General features: G+C 46.9%; 23 protein-coding genes, 1 pseudogene and 1 riboswitch. Of the genes and pseudogenes, 11 read left to right on the top strand and 13 right to left on the bottom strand.

Features of this window, described 5'->3' with window-relative positions; genetic code table 11:
* The first annotated feature begins 131 nt into the window (after positions 1-131).
* Complete coding sequence (locus KNP93_RS10760) at positions 132-1,667, top strand: M4 family metallopeptidase (RefSeq protein ID WP_214855271.1); 1,536 nt, start codon at positions 132-134, stop codon at positions 1,665-1,667.
* 98 nt (positions 1,668-1,765) lie between these two features.
* Here the strand turns inward: KNP93_RS10760 and KNP93_RS10755 are convergent, their stop codons facing one another.
* From KNP93_RS10755 to KNP93_RS10740, 4 genes are all read right to left on the bottom strand, one after another.
* Positions 1,766-2,632, bottom strand: a complete 867-nt coding sequence (locus KNP93_RS10755) for a hypothetical protein (RefSeq protein ID WP_214855268.1) — start codon at positions 2,630-2,632, stop codon at positions 1,766-1,768.
* 71 nt (positions 2,633-2,703) lie between these two features.
* A complete protein-coding gene (locus KNP93_RS10750) occupies positions 2,704-3,687 on the bottom strand; it encodes a YhdH/YhfP family quinone oxidoreductase (RefSeq protein WP_214855265.1) in 984 nt (327 codons plus the stop codon).
* Between the two features lie 284 nt (positions 3,688-3,971).
* Positions 3,972-4,478, bottom strand: a complete 507-nt coding sequence (locus KNP93_RS10745; protein ID WP_131503546.1) for a hypothetical protein — start codon at positions 4,476-4,478, stop codon at positions 3,972-3,974.
* Positions 4,479-4,543: 65 nt separating this feature from the next.
* On the bottom strand, positions 4,544-5,302 hold the full coding sequence (locus KNP93_RS10740) for a hypothetical protein (RefSeq protein ID WP_214855262.1): 759 nt from the start codon (positions 5,300-5,302) through the stop codon (positions 4,544-4,546).
* A gap of 145 nt (positions 5,303-5,447) precedes the next feature.
* On the opposite strand from KNP93_RS10740, the gene KNP93_RS10735 reads away from it, so the two are divergent.
* A complete protein-coding gene (locus tag KNP93_RS10735) occupies positions 5,448-7,085 on the top strand; it encodes a glycoside hydrolase family 55 protein (RefSeq protein WP_214855259.1) in 1,638 nt (545 codons plus the stop codon).
* A gap of 47 nt (positions 7,086-7,132) precedes the next feature.
* On the opposite strand, the gene KNP93_RS10730 is transcribed toward KNP93_RS10735, so the two are convergent.
* From KNP93_RS10730 to KNP93_RS10720, 3 genes are all read right to left on the bottom strand, one after another.
* Positions 7,133-7,954 (bottom strand): DUF1028 domain-containing protein, encoded by an 822-nt coding sequence (locus KNP93_RS10730; protein ID WP_214855256.1) that lies wholly within the window; start codon positions 7,952-7,954, stop codon positions 7,133-7,135.
* Positions 7,955-8,062: 108 nt separating this feature from the next.
* Positions 8,063-9,469, bottom strand: a complete 1,407-nt coding sequence (locus KNP93_RS10725; protein WP_131503550.1) for a YfcC family protein — start codon at positions 9,467-9,469, stop codon at positions 8,063-8,065.
* A 163-nt stretch (positions 9,470-9,632) separates the two neighbouring features.
* Positions 9,633-9,914, bottom strand: a complete 282-nt coding sequence (locus KNP93_RS10720) for a putative quinol monooxygenase (protein WP_214855253.1) — start codon at positions 9,912-9,914, stop codon at positions 9,633-9,635.
* 144 nt (positions 9,915-10,058) lie between these two features.
* Here KNP93_RS10720 and KNP93_RS10715 point away from each other — a divergent pair, with 144 nt between their 5' ends.
* From KNP93_RS10715 to KNP93_RS10695, 5 genes are all read left to right on the top strand, one after another.
* Entirely contained in the window at positions 10,059-10,544 is a 486-nt protein-coding gene (locus tag KNP93_RS10715) for a cupin domain-containing protein (protein WP_214855250.1), read from the top strand.
* Positions 10,545-10,639: 95 nt separating this feature from the next.
* Entirely contained in the window at positions 10,640-11,530 is an 891-nt protein-coding gene (locus tag KNP93_RS10710; protein ID WP_251138786.1) for an aldo/keto reductase, read from the top strand.
* Between the two features lie 16 nt (positions 11,531-11,546).
* Positions 11,547-12,479 (top strand): aldo/keto reductase, encoded by a 933-nt coding sequence (locus tag KNP93_RS10705; protein ID WP_131503554.1) that lies wholly within the window; start codon positions 11,547-11,549, stop codon positions 12,477-12,479.
* A gap of 105 nt (positions 12,480-12,584) precedes the next feature.
* Positions 12,585-13,031: an OsmC family protein gene (locus tag KNP93_RS10700; RefSeq protein WP_131973525.1), complete on the top strand. Its 447-nt coding sequence runs from the start codon at positions 12,585-12,587 to the stop codon at positions 13,029-13,031.
* 144 nt (positions 13,032-13,175) lie between these two features.
* On the top strand, positions 13,176-16,334 hold the full coding sequence (locus KNP93_RS10695; protein ID WP_131503556.1) for a DUF3427 domain-containing protein: 3,159 nt from the start codon (positions 13,176-13,178) through the stop codon (positions 16,332-16,334).
* Here KNP93_RS10695 and KNP93_RS10690 read toward each other — a convergent pair.
* Positions 16,309-16,716 carry a (deoxy)nucleoside triphosphate pyrophosphohydrolase gene (locus KNP93_RS10690; protein WP_214855248.1) on the bottom strand — a complete coding sequence of 136 codons (408 nt, stop codon included), beginning with the start codon at positions 16,714-16,716 and terminating at the stop codon, positions 16,309-16,311. The genes KNP93_RS10695 and KNP93_RS10690 overlap by 26 nt on opposite strands.
* A 340-nt stretch (positions 16,717-17,056) precedes the next feature.
* On the opposite strand from KNP93_RS10690, the gene KNP93_RS10685 reads away from it, so the two are divergent.
* Entirely contained in the window at positions 17,057-18,244 is a 1,188-nt protein-coding gene (locus KNP93_RS10685) for a class I SAM-dependent rRNA methyltransferase (RefSeq protein ID WP_214855246.1), read from the top strand.
* Positions 18,245-18,358: 114 nt separating this feature from the next.
* Here KNP93_RS10685 and KNP93_RS10680 read toward each other — a convergent pair whose 3' ends face one another.
* A complete protein-coding gene (locus tag KNP93_RS10680) occupies positions 18,359-19,342 on the bottom strand; it encodes a zinc-binding dehydrogenase (RefSeq protein ID WP_214855244.1) in 984 nt (327 codons plus the stop codon).
* Positions 19,343-19,451: 109 nt separating this feature from the next.
* Between KNP93_RS10680 and pepT the strand changes: the two genes are divergently transcribed.
* Positions 19,452-20,687 carry a peptidase T gene (pepT, locus tag KNP93_RS10675; protein WP_131503560.1) on the top strand — a complete coding sequence of 412 codons (1,236 nt, stop codon included), beginning with the start codon at positions 19,452-19,454 and terminating at the stop codon, positions 20,685-20,687.
* Positions 20,688-20,788: 101 nt separating this feature from the next.
* Here the strand turns inward: pepT and KNP93_RS10670 are convergent, their stop codons facing one another.
* Positions 20,789-21,661: a prohibitin family protein gene (locus KNP93_RS10670; RefSeq protein WP_214855242.1), complete on the bottom strand. Its 873-nt coding sequence runs from the start codon at positions 21,659-21,661 to the stop codon at positions 20,789-20,791.
* A gap of 301 nt (positions 21,662-21,962) precedes the next feature.
* Between KNP93_RS10670 and KNP93_RS10665 the strand changes: the two genes are divergently transcribed.
* Together KNP93_RS10665 and KNP93_RS10660 are read left to right on the top strand one after the other, a co-directional pair.
* A complete protein-coding gene (locus KNP93_RS10665; protein ID WP_214855240.1) occupies positions 21,963-23,588 on the top strand; it encodes an ABC-F family ATP-binding cassette domain-containing protein in 1,626 nt (541 codons plus the stop codon).
* Positions 23,589-23,766: 178 nt separating this feature from the next.
* Positions 23,767-24,054: pseudogene (locus KNP93_RS10660) on the top strand (NUDIX hydrolase); the annotation flags it as partial.
* Positions 24,055-24,120: 66 nt separating this feature from the next.
* Here the strand turns inward: KNP93_RS10660 and KNP93_RS10655 are convergent.
* The 3 genes from KNP93_RS10655 to KNP93_RS10645 form a co-directional block, all read right to left on the bottom strand.
* Positions 24,121-24,579, bottom strand: a complete 459-nt coding sequence (locus tag KNP93_RS10655) for an SRPBCC family protein (protein ID WP_214855238.1) — start codon at positions 24,577-24,579, stop codon at positions 24,121-24,123.
* A gap of 102 nt (positions 24,580-24,681) precedes the next feature.
* The gene (locus KNP93_RS10650; RefSeq protein ID WP_214855235.1) at positions 24,682-25,629 is read right to left on the bottom strand and encodes an ATP-grasp domain-containing protein; all 948 of its coding nucleotides are present in this window, start codon (positions 25,627-25,629) and stop codon (positions 24,682-24,684) included.
* The gene (locus tag KNP93_RS10645; protein WP_131973533.1) at positions 25,626-26,684 is read right to left on the bottom strand and encodes an LLM class flavin-dependent oxidoreductase; all 1,059 of its coding nucleotides are present in this window, start codon (positions 26,682-26,684) and stop codon (positions 25,626-25,628) included. Before KNP93_RS10645 ends, KNP93_RS10650 begins: the two co-directional genes overlap by 4 nt.
* A gap of 72 nt (positions 26,685-26,756) precedes the next feature.
* A riboswitch (SAM riboswitch) is annotated at positions 26,757-26,862 on the bottom strand.
* Between the last annotated feature and the right edge of the window lie 4 nt (positions 26,863-26,866).

Raw genomic sequence — 26,866 nt, 5'->3', positions numbered from 1 at the left:
TGTCACTTAACTATTTAGTCAGGGTATTAAGTACTATATTCAGAAAATTCTAATTAATACGAACGCCTTATTCTCGCTTTTCCTTTTCTTTGGCATAGTTAGACTCAACCCAAACAAGGAGGCGATTTATTTTGAAAAAGTTTCTCGCTACATCGCTTGTCGCAAGTGTACTTGTCGTTCCTACAGTCGTCGGAGCAGAAGGTCTTCAAACTGGTAAACTGACGAAAGCTTCATCAGAACCAGCTGCATCAATCGTTAAAGAGTACGTCAACAAAAAAGGTGACTTCTCTGTCCAGAATGTCGAAAAAGACGGATCTTCACAGATCGTACGTCTCCAACAAGAAGTGGATGGCGTCCCTGTCTTTGGTAGTGTCGTCGTCGGAAATGTTGCGAAAGACGGTACTTTGAAAGCAGTCGTAAATGATGCTATCAACGTTAAAGACAAACCTGGTCTCGCTAAAAAAGCATCACTTTCTGAGAAAAAAGCACTTAAACTTTATCAAAAAGCCATCAAAGCAACAGAATTCGAAGTGGCTCCTAAAGCAGAACTCGTCATCTATCCAGTCAAAGACGATGCGGTCTATGCTTACAAGGTCACATCAACTGTCCTCGCCGGCAAAGAGCCATCACGCTGGACTTACTTCATCGATGCGAATTCAGGTAAAGTTCTTAATAAATACGATCAACTCGCTCACGCAAAATCAGTCAACACAGTAACCGGAACGACTTCAGTCGGTACAGGTACGACAGTTCTCGGAACAACTGCAACCTTCAACACGGTGAAGAGCGGTTCTTACTATTACCTGCAGGATTCAACACGCGGTAAAGGAATCTACACGTACGATGCGAAAAACCGTAACACACTTCCAGGTTCGCTTTGGGCGGATCTCGATAACCAATTCAATACAACCTACGACCGTGCCGCTGTAAGCGCACAAGTTAACGCAGTGAAAACGTATGATTTCTACAAAAACACATACGGCCGCAACAGTTATGACAACGCAGGTGCTGTATTGAACTCTTCTGTCCACTACTCAACAAGCTACAACAATGCGTTCTGGGATGGAACGAAGATGGTCTATGGTGATGGAGACGGTTCAACATTCACATACCTCTCTGGTGCACTTGACGTCGTTGCCCACGAATTGACGCATGCCGTCACAGAATACACAGCTGGACTCGTCTACCAAAATGAATCGGGTGCTATCAACGAAGCCGTTTCCGATATCATGGGAACAGTTGCTGAGTACTCAGTCGGATCGAACTTTGATTGGCTCGTAGGAGAAGACATCTATACACCTGGTGTCAGCGGCGACGCACTCCGTTCGATGTCTAACCCGGCTGCTTACGGCGATCCGGACCACTACTCAAAACGCTACACAGGTACACAGGATAACGGTGGTGTCCACACGAACTCAGGTATCGTCAACAAAGCCGCTTACCTTCTCGGTAACGGTGGAACACACACTGGTGTCACAGTCACTGGTGTCGGCGTACCGAAACTCGGCGCAATCTACTACCGTGCCCTCAGCGTTTACTTGACTCCGAACTCGAACTTCAGCTCGCTCCGCGCAGCAGTCGTTCAATCAGCGAAAGACCTTTACGGTTCAACAAGTGCAGAAGCAACAGCAGCAGCGAAATCATTTGATGCTGTCGGCGTCTACTAAGAAAACTTCCTCCCAAGGATTTTCGACCTCCTGAGTCCATGACTCGGGAGGTTTTTTTTACGAAAAAAAACGATCTGTCAAAGACAGACCGTTCCGGTTTATTTCCCTGGGTCACGCGCGAGACGAAGTCGCGTTGATCCATTGTCCGGGAAAGCTTTCAATTGTAATTTCTCACCCTGGTACCATGTACCGTAACTCGTTTCAACGACAGGTTCCCCTAAAGCCGACAGACCGGAGGCTGATGCATTGGTCCAGTCGATCGCTTCGATGATTCCGTCGGATACGACAAGCAGATAACCCGCATTTGAGAAGTGATACGTGTTGACGGCATCTTTTTGCGTATTCCCGAGCTTACCGTACTTCGCTTCGAATTTTTCGAGCGGCTGCCCGAGGTATTGTTCCGGCTTCTCGATCGGTTGATTGGCAACGACTTGTGATAATGTCTCAAGCAATGTCTTGTCTTTGACGGACGACGGAACATCCATCCGGACATCTGTTTCCGGAATATAACCTTCGATAGCATCACTCAATTTCAAGTGAACCATCCCGTTCTCCGCATCTAAAATTTCATAGACATCCCCTAAATCAGCTTTATAGATAACGCTACTCCGATTGGCATCCTGATAGACATCCGCAAAAGGACGTGTGACCCATGCAGCTTGGCTGATTTCTGGTTTATCTGTCTTTTTCTTGGCTTTCTTCTCTTTTTTCTTTTGCTCAGCCGACGCTGATTTTTTCGTATCTTTCGCTTCTTTCTCTTGTTCGCCTCCGGTCGTTTTCGGTGACTCGACGGTCGACGTCGCTTGGCTGGCATCATTCGTCGACACCATATAACCCCATCCGCCGACAATCAGGACAGTCGCCAAAATACCGCCCAACGCAACGCTCCGGCGATTCCGCTTTTGCTTCCGGCGTTCTTTCCGGGATAACCGTTCTTGTTCTTTCTGTTGTTCATTTTGACTCATCTATTGTTCCTCCTGAATTGACCTAGACACTTTTTTAATCACTATACCACCGAATGCTGTGCCGGCAGTGGTTAAATTTCGATGACAGTTCTGCCTTGATGGGTTCCGTCAAGAAGTGACGCGACGACGTTTGAAATCTCACTCAGGCTTTTTGTATCGACCCACTCCCGAATCGGCAGTTTCCAGTCATTCGCCAGTTGATGCCACAGACGCACCCGTTCAGCAATCGGAAGTTGAACAGCATCAATCCCGATCAACCGAACCCCTCGCAAGATAAACGGATACACCGTCAACGTCATCTCAGCTCCTCCGACATTCCCGCATGTCGTAACCAGTCCACCGTATTGAACATACCGAATGACGGAGGCAAGCAACGGTCCTCCGACCGTATCGATGATGCCGGCATACGTACCTTTTTTCAACGGACGAGTCGTCTCATCCAAAAACGATTGCCGGGATAAGACTTCTGCCACGCCTTCTCGTTTCAAACGATCAGCTTCCGCCGCTTTGCCGGTGACTGCATGGACGACGAACCCCAAATTCAGAAGGAGTGCGACCACAATACTACCGACACCACCTGTTGCACCGGTCACGAGAACCGGTCCGTCCTCCGGCTTGACCCGTTGCAAAAGTTCGTCGATGGATTGAGCGGCCGTTAATCCTGCTGTACCGTAAGCCATTGCTTCAAAGGTCGTGAATCCGTCCGGCAATGGTGTGATCCAGTCCCCCGGAACACGTATGTATTCTTGAAAACCACCGGACGTATTCATCCCGAAATCAAAACCGTTGACGACAACCGCTTCCCCTTCTTGAAACCGCGGATCAGTTGACGTGACGACATGTCCTGCTGCATCCACTCCCGGTATATGCGGATATTCTTTCGTCACTCCCCGGTTGCCCGTAACCGACAGTGCATCCTTATAATTGATGCAGGAATAGTCGACGCGGATCAAGACATCTCCTTCGGGCAAGTCGGCAATGTGCTTCGTTTCCAGTGTTCCTGTAAATTCCCCATCCTGTTCCCGAATAACAAATGCTTTAAATGTATCTTTCATATCTAAGTCCCCTTCCATGAATGACTTCCAGTAAGCTATACCCGAACACTGTCCCCGGCATACCTGTTCTTGTCCGATTCCCATGAAAAAACCGCGATGCCGAAGCATTCGCGGTTTTTGGCGTCTGACGAAAAGAAACTGGTTTTCCGCAGGTAGTCACGGGTGACAGGTAAACATGTCATCGGTCATGGGTCATTGGTGTGCCGTGGCCGTCGAGATTCCCGATTGGAAGAGGTTTGTGTCAGAAGCGCCGTCCTTGATCAGGAGTCTCACCTGATCAAGGCTTACATATAACGTGTACCGTCAAAATCAATCTCCGTCCGGTAATTGGCAGCATTGATCGCATTCGAGATCCGGTGCGCTGACCGCTCGATTTCCTGCGCTTTAATCCGGTACGCATCCGGATCGTACAGGGAATGCCGAATGACGGTCGTTCCTTCAAATCCGTATTGGAATTCGCGTTTCGGACGAGCAGCAAGTTCTTGGAATTGTGTTGCCTTTGCCCGGAGTTGCGTTGCCAGTTCAATCGCTTCGACGAGCGGCATTTCACCTTCCGTCGTCTCGATCATCGTCGATAAATTTGCCGCATAGACTAACCGATCGAGTGTCCGCATATCCCGCCGGACTTCATCCATCGCTGACTCGACATCCAGTAGCGTCCGTTCCTGAGCGGTCGGTAAAGCCTCACCTTTTTCAAGATCAACAAACGCAATCCGGTCCACTTCCTCGACCAGCTGTTCGAGTTGTTTCCGTAAGATACTTTTTAATTTCACGGCATCTGCTAAATACATCTCTTCAATCCCCCGTTTCCTGATAACGTTCTTTTAACCTGTACGCCTGTCCGTCCGAAAAGGTTTCATTTGAATCGTCCGAGATAATCGGAAAAGTCCTGTTCGATGTCTGTCAGCACCGTCTTCGTCACATCAGACGATTGATTTGGATCATAGCGGACCGCCTCATACAGCTGTCGCAACTCAGGGGATGGTTGAAAACCGATCCGTGCAAACCATTCCCGGAATGACTCGGTTTCGCGACGCTTCAGTTTTTGGGGAAGATGACGGTTAAACAAGACAACCTGTTGCCGGACCTGTTCGACCGGTAATGGCGGCAGTTCGTCTTTTGGTTCCGTTTCTTCCAGGCGTTTTTTTATTCGAACCGAACGTGGTACTAACTCGTTTTCAGTATTGTCCCATTTCTTTCGTTTTCGGAAACGCCGAACAATCAGAAATAGTCCGGTCAAACCGGCGAGACTAATCGCGATCAATAGATAGGGAAAGCCACTTTCGCCTTCTTTGCCTTCGCCTTTTGAAAACGAATGAAATCCAAGTGAAATGAATTTTTCTTTTCGTGGTTCACCCCCACCATCACCTTTTTCATCCGTCTCATATCCATATTTAACTTGTCCGGGCGGCAATTCTTTTTTCTTAAATAAGTATGACCACCAAAACGTCAACGGTTCAGATTCACAGTTGCTTACACAACTCGGCTGACCGCCACCCGGAAACACTTCGACCTTTTGCACAGCACTGTACCCTGCCTCAGCCAACGGTTTTATGATGCCAAGTCCTAAAATGACCACACCTATCAAAATAAGCAATCGACTTCGAAAGCGCATATCCTCACCTCGTTAATGTCATTTTTATCCATTATATATGAATCCGACCCTAATTATCGGAATTTTTTGTTTTTTAAAGAAAAGAGCTTGAATCCTAAAAGGGATGGGAAAAGGAAAAGAGTGATTTTTAGAGAGGGGTTTCCACATGTTGAGATTAGATGAAACACATGATCCGTATCAGAATGGGCAACTGATCGCGGAATATACCGAAACAAAATCAAACGGCGAGGCCGTCTTCCGGGCGGAGCAATTGATGAAAGACAGCTCATTCGTCGCGCCGCGCCGCACACCTCATCCGAGCCGGTATCTCCGGTCCTTGATTTCACCGCTCTTTTTGACGGATCGGGATAAACACATCCTTCCGTTGACGAAAGCGTTCGTCAGTGAACAGGATGAAATCCGGCCCAGCTGGTTCGGACGGCTGACGTATGAATTCGAGCAATTGATCAGCAACGTCGAAAAAGTCGATGTCAAAGACTATGGGGCGATTGGTGACGGCGTGACCGACGATACGCTCGCTTTTAAGGAAGCACTCGCGGACGGACACCGGCAAGTCCACGTTCCGGCCGGCACGTATCTTGTCCGCGGCATCCGCCTGCCGAGTTATACGATTTTGACCGGGGACGGAAAAGGACAGACGATTTTAAAACTGCATGACGCGGCACCGAAAGGACGCCGGTTGATTACGAATCAAAACTACTTACTCGGCAATCATCATCTGCTCGTCGAACGGATGACGCTGGATTGGAACATCGAGCGGATCGGTGACGCCAAAAAAAGCAGTACGTGGGGCAATCATTCCAGTTGCTTGACCTATGCGCACGTGACGTACGGGTGGGTCTTTGACGTGGATGCGGTGAATCCGGGATTACACTGCTTTGATATTTCAACTCCGTACTACAACTATAACGGCGACGGGGCACGGGCCAATCTCAGCAGTTCGTTCATCTGGTTCGACGGTCTGACCGGATCCGGATTTGGTGACGACGGGATTACGACCCATCACAGTGACCATCTGTTCATCTCGAACTGTTTCATGCATGACCCGAGCGGTCGTGCCCATGCGGTCGGCTTCTCGAACTCAAACGGGATTGAGATCGATGACGGTTCCCGGGATGTCTGGTTATTTAACAATGCGACGACCCGCTGCTTCGGTGGTCTTGAAATCAAGGCGCACGCGACATCATCCGCCGCATCGACCGTTAAAATCGTCGGGCATCTGTCTGTCGATGATCACCGGTCATTTAACTTCCGTCATATCGGTCATCATCAAGCGACGGATCCGACGTCCCAAACGGCATACAACATCATTGCGACCCGACTGATTGCCCAGACACCGCAATATACGCCGCTGTATCAAAACTCGAAGCCACGGGCTCTTATCGTCTCTGCCTATCGAAATGTTGTCATTCACGATTTCACGGTCCTCGGTGATCCGTATTATGATTATCAGGAACAGCCGATGATCGGGATTCAATATAAAGCACGGAATGTCACGCTGAGCCAGGTCAAGATGAGCGGATTCCGACAAGCCAAAACGGATATTCAGATATTCGGGGGCGATAACCGGGCCGAAGATGTCCGATTAATCGATGTCCGGATTGAAGATTCGGCCAAACACGGTATTACGATTGGTCCGAACATCGAACATGTCCGCTTGGTGAACGTCGCCATCAAAGGGGACGGGACAGTCGGTCTGAACGCTAAGTCTGAACCTGAACTGGAACGGTTTATTGCGACCGGCTACAAAGTACCGGTCCGGACACATGCTACATCAGGCTAATCCACTAAAATAAGGCTGCTTCGACAAAAGTCGAAACAGCCTTATTTTCATTGTGCCCGTAGGTATGCAAGGACCCGGGTATCAATCGAACGGTCCGGCTGTTCCCGCATCTCGAAGTTCTCAGTATGCAGATAGGTCCGGAAGGCTTCTGCGAATGAGCCACGGTATCCGAGTTCAAGCAGCTTGTCCATCAACTCTGATTCGAGCGCATCATCAATCGGCTTGATTTCTTCCGGCTTGCTTGGTTGTAAATACAGTGTATGCAACTGATAAATCCGCTCCAGTTCTTGAATCGGACTTGCATGATCATCAACCCGTAAATCAATGTAACGGTCATTAAAACCGCCGTAACCGCCGCCTTCTTTAACGACTAACAGTGCGGCCGACTGCATGCCCCGCGAATCTCCACCCGCTGCTTGACCGGCAGCAAGCGCCCGCAGTAACCGTTCTGCCAGCGGACCTTCCGTCGTCTCGAACACACGCGCCATTTCTTTGACCGTATTGCTGTCGACAAGGATGTTTCCTTGTGCCGCGAAGTGTTTTCCGGCAATCCCGCCTGCCCAATCGTTACATCCTTCTCCCGTGAACGTCGCACTTTTACCTGACGCATCCACGATTCCGACTTGGCGATCGGCCCATCCTTCATCGGCTTCCGTCAAACGTTTCAGGACTTCGTCGGCTGATTTTCCCTCTTCAATCATCCGTAATCCTTCCGGACCGTATGTCGTGTTTGCAAACGACTGGGTCGCAATCGCTCCGACACCGGCTTTTGCAAACGGTACGGCACTGCCGACCGCTAAAAATTTCGACTGAACCGCTACACCCCACGCCTGCTCTTTTTCACAATACCCAACGATTGAATAAGTCATCTGTCTAAAATCCCCCTCGATTATCATACATACCCGTTCGTCGTAAGAATTCCCGTTTCCTGCATATGAAAAACCTTCCGTTCACTTCGAACGAAAGGTCGGGTTTGATTATTGAATTCCGAGAACTACTGCGAGCAGTAATGCACCACACGCCAGGACAATCCAGATCGCAAACAGTTTCCAGACAAACCGCAGCCATTTTTCATATGGAATACCGGCAATCGCCAGGAACGCCATTAAGTGGGCACTCGTCGGGAAAATCATATTCGTCAATCCATCGCCGTACTGAAAGGCGAGGACCGCGACTTGCCGCTCAATTCCGAGCAAATCAGCCAGTGGCGCCATGATCGGCATCGTTGTCGCCGCCTGTCCGCTTCCCGATGGAATAAAGAAGTTCGTAATCAACTGGACGATGTACATACCAATGACAGCTAAAGAAGTCGGTAACTGACCGACGGCATTCGACAAACCGTAAATCACGGTATCAATGACCCGTCCGTCTTCTAGGATGACAACAATCGCCCGGGCAAAACCGACGATCAAGGCACCGAATGTGACCGCCTTGGCTCCGTCAATTAAACTTTCGAATGTCCGGTTGACGCCCATCGTAACGATACCGGCAAGTAGACCTATGATCAGGAACGATGCCGTCAGTTCCGTCAAATACCAGCCCCACTCAAAGATGCCGATGACGTTCAGCGTGATTCCGCCAATCAGCACAACTAAAACAAACAGATGTTTTTTCGAGAAATGAGAAAAAGTTGCTGTCGTTTCTTGTTTCCGATGTTTCTCAAGATCATGCACGAGACTCTGTTCCGGATTTTTTTTGACTTTCTGCGCATAGTTCATGACGTAAAGAATCGTCACGACTAAAAAGACAAGATAGACCGCCGTCCGGTAACCGAGTCCGCTGAACAACGGGACTTCCGCAATCGACTGCGCGACTCCGACCGTAAACGGATTCAGCATACCTCCGGCAAAACCGACAGCGGCTCCGAGACTGACAATCGCCGCTCCCGTCATCGCGTCATAACCAAGGGCACGGGCCAACATGATGCCAATTGGGACGAAGATAATGGTTTCTTCCGCCATTCCGATTGTCGCACCAGCAACGGAAAAGACGAACATCGTCATCGGGATCATGATATGTCCTTTTTGACCAAACCGATTAATCAATTGATTGATGCCGGATTCAATCGCACCTGTTTGCCGGATGATTCCAAACACACCACCGACCAAAAAGATGTAAAAGATAATGGCGGCACCTGCCTCCATCCCTTTTGGAATGGCTTCAAACAAACCGAAGAAATTGACGGGTGCAGATTCAACCGCACGATACGTCCCATCAATGACGACCGTTTGTCCGTCCTGCTTTTCGCGGTCAAACTGACCGGCCGGTAATGTATACGTCAAAATGACCGCAATCAGTAGAATCCCCATGATAATAGCGTACGTGTGAGGCATCTTGAAGAAGGAGCGCTCCGAAGCATCTGCCTGTGGTTTCCGTTCATTCATCCATTTGCCTCCTGACCTACCTTTAAATTTTGACTCTCTTAAGAGATAATGCCCTATTTATGGAAAAAATAACAGTCTATTTCATCATTTAATTTTTTTGTAATATATTAAAACTGTAAGAAAAATAAAAAACCCGACCGTAGTCAGGTTTTTCGAGTCTTACTCACGCATTAAATGATTGAACGTCTAATGGTTTCGCAAGTGCTGTTTGGGCAAATGCCACGAACTGACCGAAATGGGCACTTGTGTTGTGCGTTTCGATTGCTACTTGATCTTCCCATTTCTCAATCATCATGAAGACATTTTCATCTTCCGTGCTTTGGAACAGGTCATAGCTGATATTGCCCGCTTCCAAGCGTGATCCTTCAATCAACGTTTTAGTAGCTTCTAAAAACTCTTGACGTTTTGCTGGTTGTACTTCTAATTTTGCTTCAATGGCGATCATTGGAAAGCCTCCTCTAAAATTTCATTAACTCAAGTATCGTAGCACCTTCCTTTCCCATTCTCCATTAAGATGCTTAAGAGATTAAAGCAGTTATATTTAGGGTAAAAAAATGTATCATTTTGACATTGGAAAGGAGTTTATTTCATGAACGTCGAGACTTTTTATTTCGATGATGATGGTGAGATTCCCAACAATCCTGATTTGCCTGTACTTATTTATCATCATGTCTTTGACGATCCCTCTTCCATCGAAGAGACCTTTAATATGCACAACTGGCAGAACAGTTGGGTCGATGGGATTTTTGATTTCCATCATTATCATAGCGTCGCCCACGAGGTCATCGGCATTCTTGAAGGACATGCGAGCATTCAATTAGGCGGACCGCTCGGAAAAACATTTACGTTAACCGCCGGCGATGTCGTTATCCTTCCTGCCGGTACAGGTCATAAGGCTTTACACATAAGCCGTAAGTTTCAAGTCGTTGGTGCCTATCCAAATGGGCAAGACTATGACACCTTGATCGGTGATCCGTGTGAACGCCCGGATAACTTGAAGCGAATCGCCCAGGTCGAACGTCCCGAGACGGATCCTGTTTATGGACAACAAGGACCGTTACTCGAGCATTGGTAATGGCGTCTGCTTTCCTTTCATTTGGAAAGCAGACGTTTTTTTCTGTCACATCAGTGGTAAACCCTACTATTGTGCTTTTTAAAGGAGGAACTGAGATGAATGAGACAGAACGGACCGTCATACTGGCGGCACTGAAACAAAAGACCGTAACACTTCCGGATCAGACGCATGTTCGTGCACTTGGCCAAGGGACATGGCGTATGGGAGAAGACCAAAGTAAGCGTCAGGCTGAAATCGAAGCCTTGCATGTCGGACTCGACAGCGGGATGGAATTGATTGATACGGCTGAAATGTACGGAGAAGGCGCTTCTGAAAAGCTGATTCGAGAAGTGCTGAAAGAACGACGTGATGAAGTGTTCCTCGTCTCAAAAGTTTACCCGCATAATGCCGGCGGCGAAAAACTGCGTGCAGCATGTGAACAGACACTTGAAAATCTTGGTACTGATTACTTGGATCTTTATTTATTGCACTGGCGCGGCAGCATCCCGCTTCAGGAAACGGTCGACGGCCTCGAGCAATTAAAAGCAGAAGGTAAAATCCGCCGGTGGGGTGTCTCAAACTTTGATGTCAAAGATATGAAAGAACTCCTCGCTCTTGATAAAGGCGATCAATGCGCCGTCAACCAGGTGCTGTACCATCTCGGTTCGCGTGGTATCGAGTATGAATTGATGCCGCTCTTAAAACAACACGGCATTCCGGTCATGGCCTATTGCCCACTCGCAGAAGGCGGCAGCTTACGGGAGCAGTTGCTGGATCATCCGACCGTCGAACGTCTTGCGGAAGAACATGGCGTCAAACCGGCACAAATTCTACTGGCCTGGGCGATTCGTAGCGGTGACGTCATCGCCATCCCGAAAGCCGGGCAGGCACAACACGTGGAAGAAAACGGGAAAGCCGCGTTAGTCGAGTTAACCGACGAAGAATATACAGCACTCGATGAAGCATTCCCGGCACCAACTAAAAAAGAAGCACTTGATATCGTCTAAGGAGGAATCATCAGTCATGAACAAATCAGTCAAACTCGGAAAATCCAATTTAACAGTCAACCCTATCGGTCTTGGAACGAATGCCGTCGGTGGACACAACCTCTATCCGAACCTCGATGAGCAGGCCGGTCGTGATCTTGTCCGCGTCGCTTTGATGAATGGCATTAATTTCCTCGATACAGCCTATATTTATGGTCCGGAACGTTCGGAAGAATTGGTTGGTGAAGTGTGGAGTGAAACCGTGGAACGTGAAGAAGTCATTCTCGCGACAAAAGGAGCCCACCAACTAGTTGACGGAAAAGTCGTCATGAACAACTCACCCGATTTTTTAAAACAAGCGGTCGAAGACAGTCTGAAACGTTTGCGGACAGATTATATCGATCTGTATTACATTCATTTTCCAGACGAGACGACACCAAAAGACGAAGCCGTCGCAGCGCTTGCTGAGCTGAAAGCAGAAGGTAAAATCCGGGCAATCGGTGTCTCGAACTTCTCACTCGAACAATTAAAGGAAGCGAATAAAGACGGTCACGTCGACGTTTATCAAGGAGAATACAATCTCTTTAAACGCGATGCCGAAAAAGAGATTTTACCGTACATCCGCGAACACGGCATTTCATTCGTACCGTACTTCCCGCTTGCTGCCGGTCTGCTTGCCGGAAAATACGATGCCGAAACGAAATTTGATGATCTTCGGAAAAACGATCCACTGTTCCAGGAGGATGTCTTTAAAGATAATCTGGCAAAAGTCGACTTGTTGCGTCCGATTGCAGAAGCAAAAGATGCCGAAGTCGCGCATATCGTCCTCGCCTGGTATTTGGCACAGGACGGCATCGATGCCATCATTCCGGGGGCGAAACGGGCCGAACAGGTTACGGATACAATCCGGACACTCGATGTCGAATTAACGGAAGACGAAATTCGTCAAATCGATCAAATCTTCAGCTGAGACCAAAACACCACGCCAGGAGGACTTGGCGTGGTGTTGCTTTGAGCAGATTAAGCGAAAATCTTCGGCAAGGTCCGTATGATAAAGAAACAGGAGGCGATTCATATGAAACATCATTTTCACCTGACAGCAGACTGGCCTGGCAACCGCAACGACGTCGGACAAATCGAAACCGGCGAATTAAAAACCAAGATTTCAATTCCGGACGCAATGGACGGTCCCGGTGTCGGTACCAATCCGGACGAGATGTTACTTGGCGCAGCAGCAACCTGTTACATCATTACACTTGCTGCCATGCTGGAACGGAACAACATTCCGAAAGTGTCACTGACGATGGAATCGGAAGGAATCGTTGACGTCACGAATGGTGTCTTCACGTATGATGCGATCATTCACCGCCCGACACTGATTCTGCCGGCAGAGACCACCGAAGCGAACTTGATAAAAGCACGCCGTCTGGCTGAAAAAGCAGAAGGATCGTGTATGATTACGCGCGCACTGGCCGGTAATGTGAAGGTTTCGTTAGAGGCGGTCGTGGAGTTGGAAGGCTGAGGATTCTTTTCGATGTATGCTGATACAGTACGACTTCATTTCTTTATTGAAATGAGGTCTTTTATTTTTGATTAGATTCTTGCTGCACAATTTTCAGTTCCTTCGTATACTGAACTTAGTTTGGAATTTATTGGAGGTCATCAGATGTCATCGTTTCAAGAAAAATTACGCAGTCAAAATACTGAATCTCATCCTTTTGAAAAAAGCTCTCCGATTCAACCGGCAGATTATACCGCCGAATTACTAACACACTTAAATGAACTCTTCTATAAATCGATTGTTGAACTTCAACACAATCAACTGACCGGGGAAATGATTGAAACCACAAACCGTTGGCTCTCTGCATTAGATGAACCGCTTTTGGCTACGCCCTTGCATCGTGAATTAATATCTTCTACTGCGACACCTGTACATTATGAAAAATCATTAAGAGCTTGGGATTTAATTGCACCGGGACAGGAAAATCAGGAAAAACTGTTACATCACTTGATTGATGAATTATCAACAGCCCAATCTGCCGACTGGATGGTCAGCTTTACACGCCATTCCGGAATTCAAACACTCGTCCCTTCATTTCAAGAAGCGGAACGGATCAATAAACCGATTCGTATCTTAACTTCATTTTATATGAACATTACGGAAGCCAAAGCATTACGTACCCTGATGCAGTTTAAAAATATCGAGATTAAAATTTACGAACCGATCAAAAAAAATCAGGCTTTCCATCCAAAAGCTTATTTATTTACGCGGGAAACTAATTTACATAGTGCGATTATCGGTTCATCCAATTTATCAAAGTCTGCTTTAACCAACGGACTGGAGTGGAATGTTCGAATTCCCCATTCTCCTCTCACGTCTTTAGTTTCTCAAGCGCAAACTCTGTTTAATAATCTTTGGAACAGTAACGAAGCCATTCCCTGCACCTCAGCAATTTTAGATCAATATGAACAACACCATTTAGACGCTCCGAAAATCAAACAGTTTATCGTCAATGACCGCGTTGCAGAGCCTCCTGTTGAATACGAAGTAATTCAGCCAAATGAGATGCAGCTTCCGGCTTTGGAACAATTACACCGTTTACGGTTAAAGCAACAAACAAAAGCCATGGTCATTGCAGCAACGGGAACAGGAAAAACTTATTTGGCTGCCTTTGATGTGAAACAGTTTGATGCCAAACGTGTTCTATTCGTTGCCCATCGTGGAAAACTGTTATCTCAAGCTGAAGAAACATTCAAAAAGATTTTCACAGATGGCGATGCTACTTTTGGTCGTTATCAAGCAAATCAAAAAGATCTTGATAAACAATTTATCTTTGCGACCATTCAAACGTTTTCAAAAGAAATTCATTTGGAACAATTCGATCCAAACACTTTTGATTACATCATCATCGATGAGTTTCACCATGCTGCTTCCGAGTCTTACCAAAAAATCCTCAACTACTTTACACCGCAATTTTTACTCGGCATTACAGCAACACCGGAACGAATGGACGGATTAAATATCTTTAAGTTAGTGGACCACAATATTGCATACGAAATTCGATTGTACGATGCATTGGCCCAAGACTTATTAACACCGTTCCATTACTTTGGTATTCAAGATGATGAAGCGATTGATTATGAAGCCATTCCACAAAAAAACGGTTTATACATTGAAAAAGATTTAGTGGAAGCACTCGAACGTTCATCTCGAACAGAGTATATTCTTGAGATGATGACTAAGTTTGGTCACAGCGGCGCAAATCAAGTCGGTCTCGGCTTTTGTGTCAATATTGATCATGCCGAATACATGGCTGCTGAGTTTAACAAGCACCAAATCGAGTCACTGGCTATCACAAGTAAACAAACGGAAGCAGAACGGGAACACGCCATTCAACGGCTGGAAGATGACCGGGATCCGCTATCGTTTATCTTTACCGTTGATCTTTTCAATGAAGGTGTCGATATCCCTAAAATCAACGTCATGCTGTTTTTACGTCCTACGGAATCGCCGACGATTTTTATCCAGCAACTCGGTCGCGGTTTGCGTAAACATGAATCTAAAGAATACGTTACGATTTTAGACTTCATCGGCAACAGCCAACGCGCTTTTGTCGCACCACTTGTCTTATCCGGTCAGCAATCTTTCCATTCCATCGACCGTTATCATGTCGCCAATGCGGTTCAAAACCATTTCCCGATTTTGCCTGAAGGTTCCTTGGCGATTTTGGATCGTGTGACAGAGACCTTCATCATTGAACAAATGAAAAAAATCGAGTTCTCAGCCAGTAAACAGTTACGCGAAAGTTATCAGCGGCTTATGACAATGATCGGCGACACACCATCATTAAACGATTTGGTCACGCATCCGGACGCACCGGCAATCGAAACCATTATTCAGCAGTGGAAAAGTGTCCTGCGATTAAAACAACTGGAAAAAGTAGCGACCGATGAAGAAGTGGCTTTATTGCTTAATCCGGATACACGACGTGTTCTTCAACATATCGAAAGTTGGTTCCCGATCCGCGAACCGTTCAGCTTGTTGATGATTCAATTACTATTCAACCAACAAACCATTTCAGCTGATGATGTCATTCAATCGACAGCAATCCGTTTTGCCGTTTCAGCGGAAGCCTTAACACATCGTTTGCCTTTGATTCAGCATTTGTTTAATCGCTGGTCTACTTCTTTAAAACACGATCGGATTATTTTGCTCGTTGAATCTGCCACTAGTGAATATGCCTTCTCGGAAGAGATGACCCGGGTTTTAGCATCGTCACCAGAGTTAGTCGACTATTTGCAGGAGTTGATCCAGGCAGGCCTCCACTCATTTGAGCAACTTTCCGGAGGCGAAAACTGGTTGACTAGCTCTCAATCGCTGATTTCGAGAATGACATACAGTCGTTCTGTCATCCAACGATTATTACAATCTCCAAGCCAGGAAGGTTCATGGCGTGAAGGAGTCGCACAAGCCGGAGACGATTATGTATTATTCGTGAATTTACACAAAAATGAATCGATTGAAGATCAGTTGAATTATCAAGACTACTTTATTGATAAAGACCATTTCCACTGGCAATCGCAAAGTATCGCTACAGCAACCGGAAAATCTGGTGAACTCTACCGCCACCACGAAGCACGCGGAATCAAAATTCATCTCTTTATTCGAAAAGCTGAAAAGGAGCAAGGTCGTTCCCTGCCCTTTACGTACTTCGGTGAACTGATTCACAAAAGCAGTCACGGATCAAAACCGATTAATGTGGAGTGGATTTTAAAAGAACCTCTAACAAGCGAAGAATTTATTTCGTGGAAAAAGCTTTCATGATTTTTTGAACAGCTGGAATGTCTGCCGGAGCCCAGTCTAAAAAATCTAACTGTTTGACGGGTACCCATCGTAATTCGGCATGTTCCAGTGCTTGAGGTTCACCTGATACAATCGTTGATTGAAAAGTCGATAACTCAACAATTACTTTGTCGTATTCATGTCGTGTCGTTTCGATGTGATTACCTACTTGAATCGTACAATTTAACTCTTCCTGAATTTCGCGGCGGAGAGACTCTTCCGGACGTTCACCCAGTTCGATTTTCCCGCCCGGAAACTCCCATAAGTTTGGTAATGACATGACAGGACTGCGAAGAGCACACAGAATTTCGTTTTTTGAATTAGTAACTACTGCACCTACAACGGAAATTGTCTTTTTTGACATGCTATTCATCCTCTCTTTAGTCAATCATTTATGTTTATCCTAAACTACGACTCATGAAAAAGGATCACTTCTTTCATGCGACTCCTACAGGAAAAAGCGCAGGAATCTGCGCTGTCAGAGACAAATAAGACCCGATGCTCGATTCCATGGAATTGAGCATTCTGGCTTATGTCTCGCCTGAGGAAAGCGCATGGAAAAGAGGTGACTCTTTTTTTACAAAAGTTATCCACACCAACAGCTATTTGCCTCAATCATTTTTTATTCAAATTATCCACATGTGGATAACTTTCCATATGCTATACTTTTACTACTTATCCACAATTAGAAATGAGGAAATCGTGTGCCACGTGAAATTTATCCGGTTGTCGTTAAAACGACAGCCCTTGAACAAATTAAAGACGGACAACCGCTTCTGTATAAAGAACTGTTCCAAAAAACCAACCATCTTAAAGAAGCCGGTGCCTTGCTCCGGTTGACAACAGAAGATAAAGAATACCTTGCAACCGGTTATTTTGGCAAGCAGGAAAAAGGGATCGGTTGGTTACTGACGACTGATGAACTGCAAGACATCGACGAAACCTTCTTCAAAGAAAAAATCGAGGCTGCCCTCGATCGTCGAAATGATTTTTTTGAGAATGATTTAATTGATACGTTCCGTGTGTTCAACGGTTCAGGAGACGGAATCGGCGGTCTGACGATCGATTGTTTTGATCACCATTATCTGATTACGTTTGAAAACGAAGGTATCTACTCGTTTAAAGCCGATATCGTATCGGCGCTCGAATCACTTATCCATTTTAAGAGCATTTATGAAAAACGGGCTTTCCAGATTGATGGACAACCGGTCAAAGGTGACGATTTCTTAGCCGGTGAACGCGGTGATTTCCCGGAAGTCTTGCAGGAAAACGGAATCCCTCTGCTGTATCATCTCGATGCCGGCATGCGCACCGGTCTTGATATTCAGCAGCGTGAACTCCGTTCCGTCGTCAAAGAACATGCTGCAGACCGGCGTGTCCTGAATCTGTTTTCTGACACCGGTACGTTAACAGCGGCTGCCCTGCTCGGTGGTGCAACCGAGACGACAAGCGTTGATTTTTCAACACGAAGCCGTAACAAGACCATCGAACAATTGGAATTGCATCAACTCGATCCCGCAACACAGACCATTCTTGTGCAAGATGCTTTTGACTATATCGATCAAGCCGACAAAAAAACACGCTTTGATTTCGTCATCGTTCATCCGCCGATTCTTGTCAAAACACAGGCTCGTCATTTCCGGGCTGAGGTCGACTTACCCGCTTTGATTCAACAAACGATCCACATGACCCATCGTGGCGGTTTATTGCTGATCACGACAGACTGTTCTTTATTTGACCAAGCCCGCTTCATGAAGATGGTCGATCAAGCATTTAAAAAATTACGTCAAACATACGAAATCATTTGGGAAAGTACTCCTTTAGAAGACTTCCCGGAACATGCTTCTTTAAAAGAAACAGCTTCAAAATCTGTGTTGGTCCGTCGTAAATAAGCATATGATTCATGATTCTGCTGATGATTTTTTCATCAGCAGATTTTTTTTGGGGATTAAAAGGAAAAGTAAAATGAATATCGAATCATTATTCTTAGGAAAATGAGCTTCCCTTTAAAGGACACTTATCTTTCCGAAATGTGACCGCTGATCAAAGGTTTGATAGGCCGCATTCAATGCATCAAGCTGACGCGGCACCTGCTCTTGGATGACAAGATCGATGACTCCATCCGCGACGAGTTGTGCGACTTCCGCCAGATGCTGCTGTTGACGTACCATTTCTTCCTTTTTCCCTTTCAGTAATGGAAGAGCAACAAAGACGGCTTCGAGCGTCAGTGCTTTACTGTGCATCGGTGTCAAATCCTGTGTCGTTCGGGTGGCGATGGAAATAATTTTTCCGCGCTCCTTCGCAAGGATGAACGACTCCTGCAAATGATCTCCGCCGACGGTATCAACGATGACATCGAATCCATCATGACCTAGACGCGCTAATAATTGTTCAGCTGATTCATCCCGGTACCGGTGCGGACGAATACCGTGTTGTTCTAACCACGTTGCTTTCTCATCATTTGAAGCACTCGCTGTCACGTCACATCCATAATGTTTAGCCAGTTGTCCGACAAGGTGTCCGACTCCACCCGTTCCACCTGCTACATATAAGTGCATCCCCTGATGAACAGCTGCCCGTTCCTTCAACACTTCCATCGCTGTCAGACTGATGACCGGCAGACAACCTGCTACAGCAATGTCCAGATTCTCCGGTCTGAGTACAGCCATCTGTTCAGGAACCAGCATCTGCTCCGCCAGTGCCCCGGACCGGTTGCCGAGTCCACCGCCAAAGGCGATGACGTGATCGCCGATAGAAAAAGACGTCACACTCTCTCCGATTTCAATGATTGTCCCCGTAACATCGCCCTGGAGAATTCCAGTTGCAGGAGCTGCCGCCACATGACCAAAAAACATTTTTGTGTCCAGTGGATTCAGGCTCGTACCTTCCACTTTAATCTTCAAATCATAGTTCCCCATTTGTTCGAGTGTGACGTCTTTTTCTGTTAGTGCAGCGTCTTTTCCATACTGTTCTACCACATAGGCTTTCATAAAAAATCCCCCTTTTTTTTCAAATCAGCTTATCCTGTTTCAGAATACTCTAACATTCCTACTTCGTGCTATGATGAAGCTACCTTAACTCAGAAAGGACGTTTTTTCTTTGAAACATGATTTGATTCGTCGTTTGACTACATATGCGAAAATCGATACACAGTCTGACTACGCAAGTACGACCGTTCCGACAACAGACGGGCAATGGACGCTCGCTCGTCTTCTTGTTGACGAACTGAAGGAAATTGGCATGAGTGATGTGACCGTCGATGAAAACGGATATGTCATGGCGACCCTTCCTGCCAATACCGATGCGGACATTCCGACAATCGGATTTTTAGCCCACTTGGATACGGCGACTGATTTCACGGGTACAAACGTCAATCCGCAAATCGTCGAAGGATATGATGGAGAAGACCTGGTGCTTAACCCAACCATTCCTGTCATCCTGTCACCAAAGGATTTTCCTGCACTTAAAAACTACGTCGGGCATACGTTGATGACAACAGATGGCACGACATTGCTCGGCGCAGACAATAAGGCCGGAATCGCCGAAATCATGACCGCGATGCATCATCTCCTCACGCACCCTGAAATCAAACATGGCCGGATTCGTGTCGCCTTCACACCGGATGAAGAAATCGGACGTGGTCCGCATCATTTTGACGTCGCTGCTTTTGATGCGAAATTCGCTTATACGGTTGACGGTGGTCCGCTCGGTGAACTTGAATATGAAAGTTTCAACGCAGCTGCTGCCGAAATCGTCTTCCACGGAACAAACGTCCACCCAGGGACGGCGAAAGACAAGATGGTCAACTCGCAAAAACATGCGATGGCTTTTCAGAACCGGTTACCGGGTGATGAAGCACCTGAATTTACAGACGGTTTCGAAGGATTCTACCACTTGATTTCGTTTGAAGGTTCGGTCGAAAAAACAACGGCCCAGTACATCATCCGTGATTTTGACCGGACTAAGTTCGAAGCCCGGAAACACTTCCTGACGGCTTTGGTCGAAGAATGGAACAAGAAATATGGCGCAGGAAGCGTTGAAATCAAACTAAATGATCAATATTACAACATGCGTGAAAAAATCGAACCGCATATGGAAATCGTTGATATCGCGCATGCGGCGATGGAGTCACGTGGTATCACACCTATTATCAAACCAATCCGTGGCGGGACGGACGGTTCGCAACTGTCGTACATGGGACTCCCGACACCAAACATCTTCACAGGTGGCGAAAACTACCACGGGAAGTTCGAGTTCATCTCTGTCGACAATATGGTGAAGGCAACGGAAGTCGTTGTGGCCATTGCTGAACGATTTGCACAGTCAAGTAAATAAGACGGTATAACGAAAGCAGATTCTCGATGTGAGAATCTGCTTTTTTCATGGTCTATATGGTTTCTCCAGACGATAGATACGCGTTATCAAACCAAATGGATTTACTTTTCTTCTGTTGTTGTTTGCTGATCTGGAATCGGCAATTGGACCATACTGTCCGATCCGCTGACGAGTGGTGATTTCCCGTCCCACTTCTTGACGGCTTCATACTGAATCATTTCTTCCGTTAATGTTTTTTGTAATTCTTTTTGCGCTTTCGCAAGACCCTGCGCTTCAATGAGTCGGGCATCCGCTGCCCCTTTCGCTTCTACCCGCAGACGTTCTGCTTCTGCTTTCGCAATCGCAAGATCCGTCTTCTTTTTATCGAGTTCTTGTGAGGCTTTCACCCGCGCATCAATCGCTTCCTGTGTTTTCGCATCCGGTTTAGGTGCTCCGAGTGCGACGTCCTCGATGATAAATCCAATCTTTTTGACGTCTTCGGCAAACTGTGTCTGAATACTCGTCGAGACGTTTCCGGACTGTTCCCCGAATAACTCGAGAACGGTAACTTTCGAAATCTGTTCGCGTGACGCATCATAAAGACGTTGTTTTAAGTAACCGGCTGCAATCTCATCAATTTCAATCGGACCAAATTTATTAAAGACTTCTGTCACCTGGTCAGGTGAAACCGAAAAACTGTACGTAAAGTCGACAACGATATTTTTCCCGTCTTTTGTCGCCAGTGTCATATTGTCGAGTGATTTCGTCTGTGTCCGGATCGGATACTCGGTGACGCGTGTGATTGGCGAAACGATATGCCAACCTTGAGAGAGTGTCTCGTCCTGGACACCGCTTGACGGTTTATAGACGACACCGACCTGTCCCGGTTCGATTTGTTCGACGATAAATGGTGTCATCGCAAGAAGTGCGACGACAATCACACCTGCGATGATCATCGACGGCCTGATACGTTTTTTTGGTTTGATTTCTCTCATTTTGAGTCTCCTTTATCAATTTTATCCTGAATATACTTATACAGTTCAATGGCCAGCAAGACGATCAGTGCAAAAAATAATAACGTGAAAAGTGTTGCCACGCCGTCCTCCTCCTTCATGAATGTTCTAACTACTCTTACGCTTCAGATTGGAAAATGTTTCATTTTGTTTAAAAGCATGGTTGCTAAATTGCGCAATCCGGTCTAAGATGTAAAGAACTTTGTCCTTGAAACGAAGCGTATCATTTTGTGGTACACTCGTAACAGCACATCACACACTAGAAACGAGGGTTCATCTCTATATGATTACAGTACAAAACGTCGGTCTCCGCTTTGCGGACCGTAAATTATTCGAAGACGTCAACATCAAGTTCACACCGGGCAACTGCTACGGTCTCATCGGTGCAAACGGTGCCGGTAAATCAACATTCCTTAAAATTCTTGCAGGTGATATCGAAGCACAACAAGGAGACGTCATCATCACGCCTGGCGAACGCCTTGGTGTCCTTCGCCAGAACCACTATGAATATGAAGAGTTCCAAGTCATCGAAACGGTCATGATGGGTCATAAGCGCCTTTATGAAGTCATGAAAGAAAAAGATGCTATCTATATGAAAGAAAACTTCTCGGACGAAGACGGCATGCGTGCTGCCGAGCTCGAAGGTGAGTTCGCAGAAATGAACGGATGGGAAGCAGAGTCGGAAGCGGCAATGCTTTTACAAGGTCTTGGTATTAAAGAAAACCTGCATACGAAAACAATGGCTGAACTGACGGGCGGAGAGAAAGTTAAAGTATTGCTTGCCCAAGCCTTGTTCGGTAAACCAGACATTCTGTTGCTCGATGAGCCTACCAATGGTCTTGATCTGAAAGCCGTTAAATGGCTTGAAGAGTTCTTGATCGGGTTTGAAAATACGGTCATCGTCATTTCCCACGACCGTCACTTCCTCAACAACGTGTGTACGCATATGGCCGATCTCGATTACGGGAAAATCCAACTGTATATCGGAAACTATGATTTCTGGTATGAGTCAAGTCAGCTCGCTTCACGTATGGCAGGCGATCAAAACAAGAAAAAAGAAGAAAAAATCAAAGAACTTCAAGCCTTCATCGCCCGTTTCAGCTCGAACGCTTCCAAAGCGAAACAGGCGACATCACGGAAAAAGTTGCTTGATAAAATTACACTCGACGACATCCGTCCGTCGTCACGCCGTTATCCGTTCGTCGGCTTCACACCGGAACGTGAAATCGGAAACGATCTGTTGATCGTCGACGGCATTTCGAAAACAATCGATGGTGTCAAAGTCCTTGATAATGTCCGTTTCTCGTTAAACAAAACGGATAAAGCCGTCTTTATCAGCCAAAATGACATCGCGATCACGACACTCTTCAAAATTCTGATGGGTGAGATGGAAGCGGACAGCGGAACATTCAAATGGGGCGTCACGACGTCACAATCGTATCTGCCAAAAGATAACTCCGCTTTCTTCGAAGGTTCGGACAAAACGATTCTCGATTGGTTGCGCCAGTATTCGCCGGCTGACGAGAGCGATACGTTCCTCCGTGGTTTCCTCGGCCGGATGCTCTTCTCCGGTGAAGAAGTCATGAAAAAAGCGTCTGTCTTATCCGGGGGAGAAAAAGTCCGTTGTATGTTATCAAAAGCGATGCTCAGCGGCTCAAACGTTCTTGTCCTCGACGATCCGACGAACCACTTGGATCTCGAATCGATCACGGCACTTAACGATGGTTTGATCGCTTACAAAGGCGCGATGCTCTTCAGTTCGCATGACCATCAGTTCGTTGAAACGATTGCAAACCGGATCATCGAATTGACACCAAACGGTATCGTCGACAAAGAAACGACGTATGATGAATACCTCAACAATGACTCTGTCCAACAACAATTATCAACGTTGTATGCAACGAACTAAGTAATGAAACGAGAGACCTGTCCTAGCGGATGAGGTCTCTTTTTTGTAGACTGCAGATATCATGCCCATCAGAGGAGGAAAAACGTTGCGCCATCGTTCCTGTGCAGCCTTAATTGAGAACGGTCGGATTTTGATGCTTCGTCTTGAGACAAACGATTGAAGTTTCTGGACATTACCCGGAGGGGGTCTCGAGGAACATGAAACCTTCGAACAAGCGGTCATTCGGGAGGTGCAAGAGGAAGTGAATCTCGCCATCCGCATCATCAAACCTCTTTACTCAGAAACTCACGCAAACGGACAAGAGATCTGCTTTTTAGTCAGACAGATCGATTCACGCGAACCGATTTTGGGATATGATCCAGAGCGCCCGGAGGGAGACCAAGTTCTGACCGGAGTGAGATGGATGCTACTTTCGGAGATGACCGCCGATCGACAAGTCGCAAAAATTTTAACAGCTTTAGGATAAGACATACTCTTTTTTGTAAAACCAAACGAAAGGCATCTGCTCCAGTCGAGTAGATGCCTTTATTGATCATGTACGCATTTGACTTGCCTCTTCTTCCACACGACGGAGTAACCCTTGCACGATTTTTTCCGTTTCCCGTTCGCCGCCAAGCGACAGCAGGCTTCGTCCGACGAAATTCGCCCCTTCGTTTTTCCCGGTATAAATCAGCTGACAACTTTTTTCGTCGAGCCGCTTCAACGTAAAGGTCATCTCGAGTTTAAAGATTTTGGCAAGCGTAAATCCAATCGTATTTTGTTTGAAATCCGGTTGATTTGTATAGGCAAGATCCGTCACGATATATGTCTCGAGGCGATTCCCCTGCATATACGTTTGCCGGTATGTCGAACCGACGACACCCGGTTTCCGTTCGATCACATCGTGCTGGACGACACCTGGAATCAGGCGTTGTAACCGATCGTGATCAAAGATATGCCAGGCTTCCTCGATTGGAACATCCAGTCTCTTTTCTTCATGCCACGTTACCATCCCAACACCTCCTTTTACTGAAAAATACCCTGATGTGTGCAGTTCTAACTTCAGACTACACACATGCAGGGTATTTGGCTTATTTTAATCGGTCCGTGATGATTATTTTACAGTCTGACGTTCGAGAGCCGCACCGAGGAACTTCGCCAGTTCGAGCATGCCGAACTTACCGGCAGCTGCTTCCGCGTCTGAATTGTAATTCGTATTCGTATTGACGTCATACGTATAGATTGTTCCACCCGCATCCTTGATGAACTCGATGCCGGCGACCGCGATCTGGTTCGCTTGCAGGAAGGCTTCATACTTTTGAATGATCGGATCATTAAATCCGTCGACGACTTTAAACTTCATCGGTGTTTGTGGGGCCTCTTCACCGACCGGGCAGAACAAGTCGTCAATGACACAGGCATCTGCCGGGCACAGTTCAAATCCTTCTGACGTGTCGACCTGGACAGCATAAACAAACTTCCCGCCGACGAACTCACAGCGCGTGATGTACGGTTCCGGTGCCTGGATATATTCTTGAATCAGTGTGATCCCGTCGACCGGTTCATCAAACGTTGGTCCATCAAGATATGTCTCAAGTGCTTCGATCGAATGGAACAACTGAACGCCGAGTCCTTTTCCGGCACGGTTGTGTTTCGTGATAAACGAGGACACGCCGATTTTTTTCGCCGCTTCGACGATTTGATCACGCCCGACGGCAGCTGTCGTTTTCGGAACCCGGATACCGGCTTTTCGAAGGGCCGTATACTGATTGATTTTACTCACTTCAAGACGTAAGGCACGGGTTCCGTTAAAGACAGTCCGGTCGTGTTCCTCTAGCCACGCGAGTACCCCTTCCGTCAGTTCCGGGGCGTAGCGGTGCCCGCGCGTATGCGACGACGCACTCATCCGGCTGTAGAAGACGCCTTCTGGCGGGACTTCATCAAGCGGGACCTGTCCTTCATCGAGATGCCACTGTTCATACGGCAACTCCAGTTCCTCGAGTCGTTTAATTAAATGGTCCGTCCATTCCTGGTTTTCGTGTAAGATATGAATTTTTGTCATTTGGTTTGACCTACCTTTCGTTTTTCTTCGACAAGCGGCATGACGTCGCGCGCGAAGCGTTCCATTTCTTCCAGTTGTGGTGAAAATTGAAGTAATAATAAGGAGACACCCACCTGCTCAAACGCAAGAATCCGTTCCGCAATCTGTTCCGGTGTTCCAATCAAATCAGGACGGAGTCCGCGGTTCGAGACCGAATAATCGTTCCGTTTTACCTGCTGTTCGAGTTGTGATTTGCTGACGAAGTCGTCGTACCCGGCGTATCCGGCACTGTCTTCCTTGACGTCCGTAATTCGTTGCCATTCTTGAATAGCCTCTTCTTCCGTATCGCGGCAGATGATATAAGCAGCCAATCCAAAACTTTCAAGCGGCGGTTGCCCTGTCGCTTGTCGGCGCGCCTTCATATCCTCAATCTTAACGGACACTTCTTCCACTGTTCCGCCGTGCATGACATAAGCGTCACAATGATTGACAATGGTTTGTTTGCCGGCTTCACTTTCCCCGCCTGCGTACAACTTGATGCCCGGTCGTTGAACCGGCTTCGGATGCAGTTGCGTCTTCTCGAGCGTATAGTAGTTCCCGTCGAAGCTGTACGGCGAAGCATCTGCCCATAATCCTTTCATGATCGTGACAAACTCTTCCGTCCGCGCGTAGCGTTCGTCGTGAGCTGTGAAGATCCCGTTGTATTGCCGCGCTTCTTCTTCCCACCAGGCAGAGACGACGTTTAACGTAAAGCGCCCGTTGCTAAGTTGATCGATGTTTGCTGCCATCTTCGCGGTCGTCGCCGGATTATGGAAACCCGGACGGACCGCTGTCATGATTTCCAGTCGTTCCGTCGTCGCGGCAATCGCCGCTGCCGTCGTCCAGGCTTCAAGACTTGGTGCTTCAAGCCCTTTGATGTCATTTAGGTTCAACTCCGCAATCAGTGTCGTTGAAAAACCAATTTGTTCTGCCGTTTGCGCGACCTGTTTCGCATAATCGAACGTCGCCGGCATCTGTTCGTCTTCAACATTTCGTAACCATCCGCCAAAAATCGGTAACCAAAATCCATACTCCATCCGTTATGTCCCCCTTATAAAAAAAATCGCTCTTCTCGAAAATCGAAAAGAGCGACGGATTAATCATGTCTGCTCTTATCTGTAAAGGAAAAGATTCCTTTAGGAAGTAGCACCTTCCGCTGCTCGCGGGGTTGCTGAAGTGTCTTCGGGCCATTCCCTCGACTTCTCTTGATAAGAATTAT

The sequence above is a fragment of the Exiguobacterium sp. s166 genome (assembly GCF_018618855.1).
GTDB lineage: Bacteria > Bacillota > Bacilli > Exiguobacteriales > Exiguobacteriaceae > Exiguobacterium_A.
Note: the sequence above shows the minus strand (reverse complement) of the source record. Positions and strands in the feature narration are given on the sequence as shown.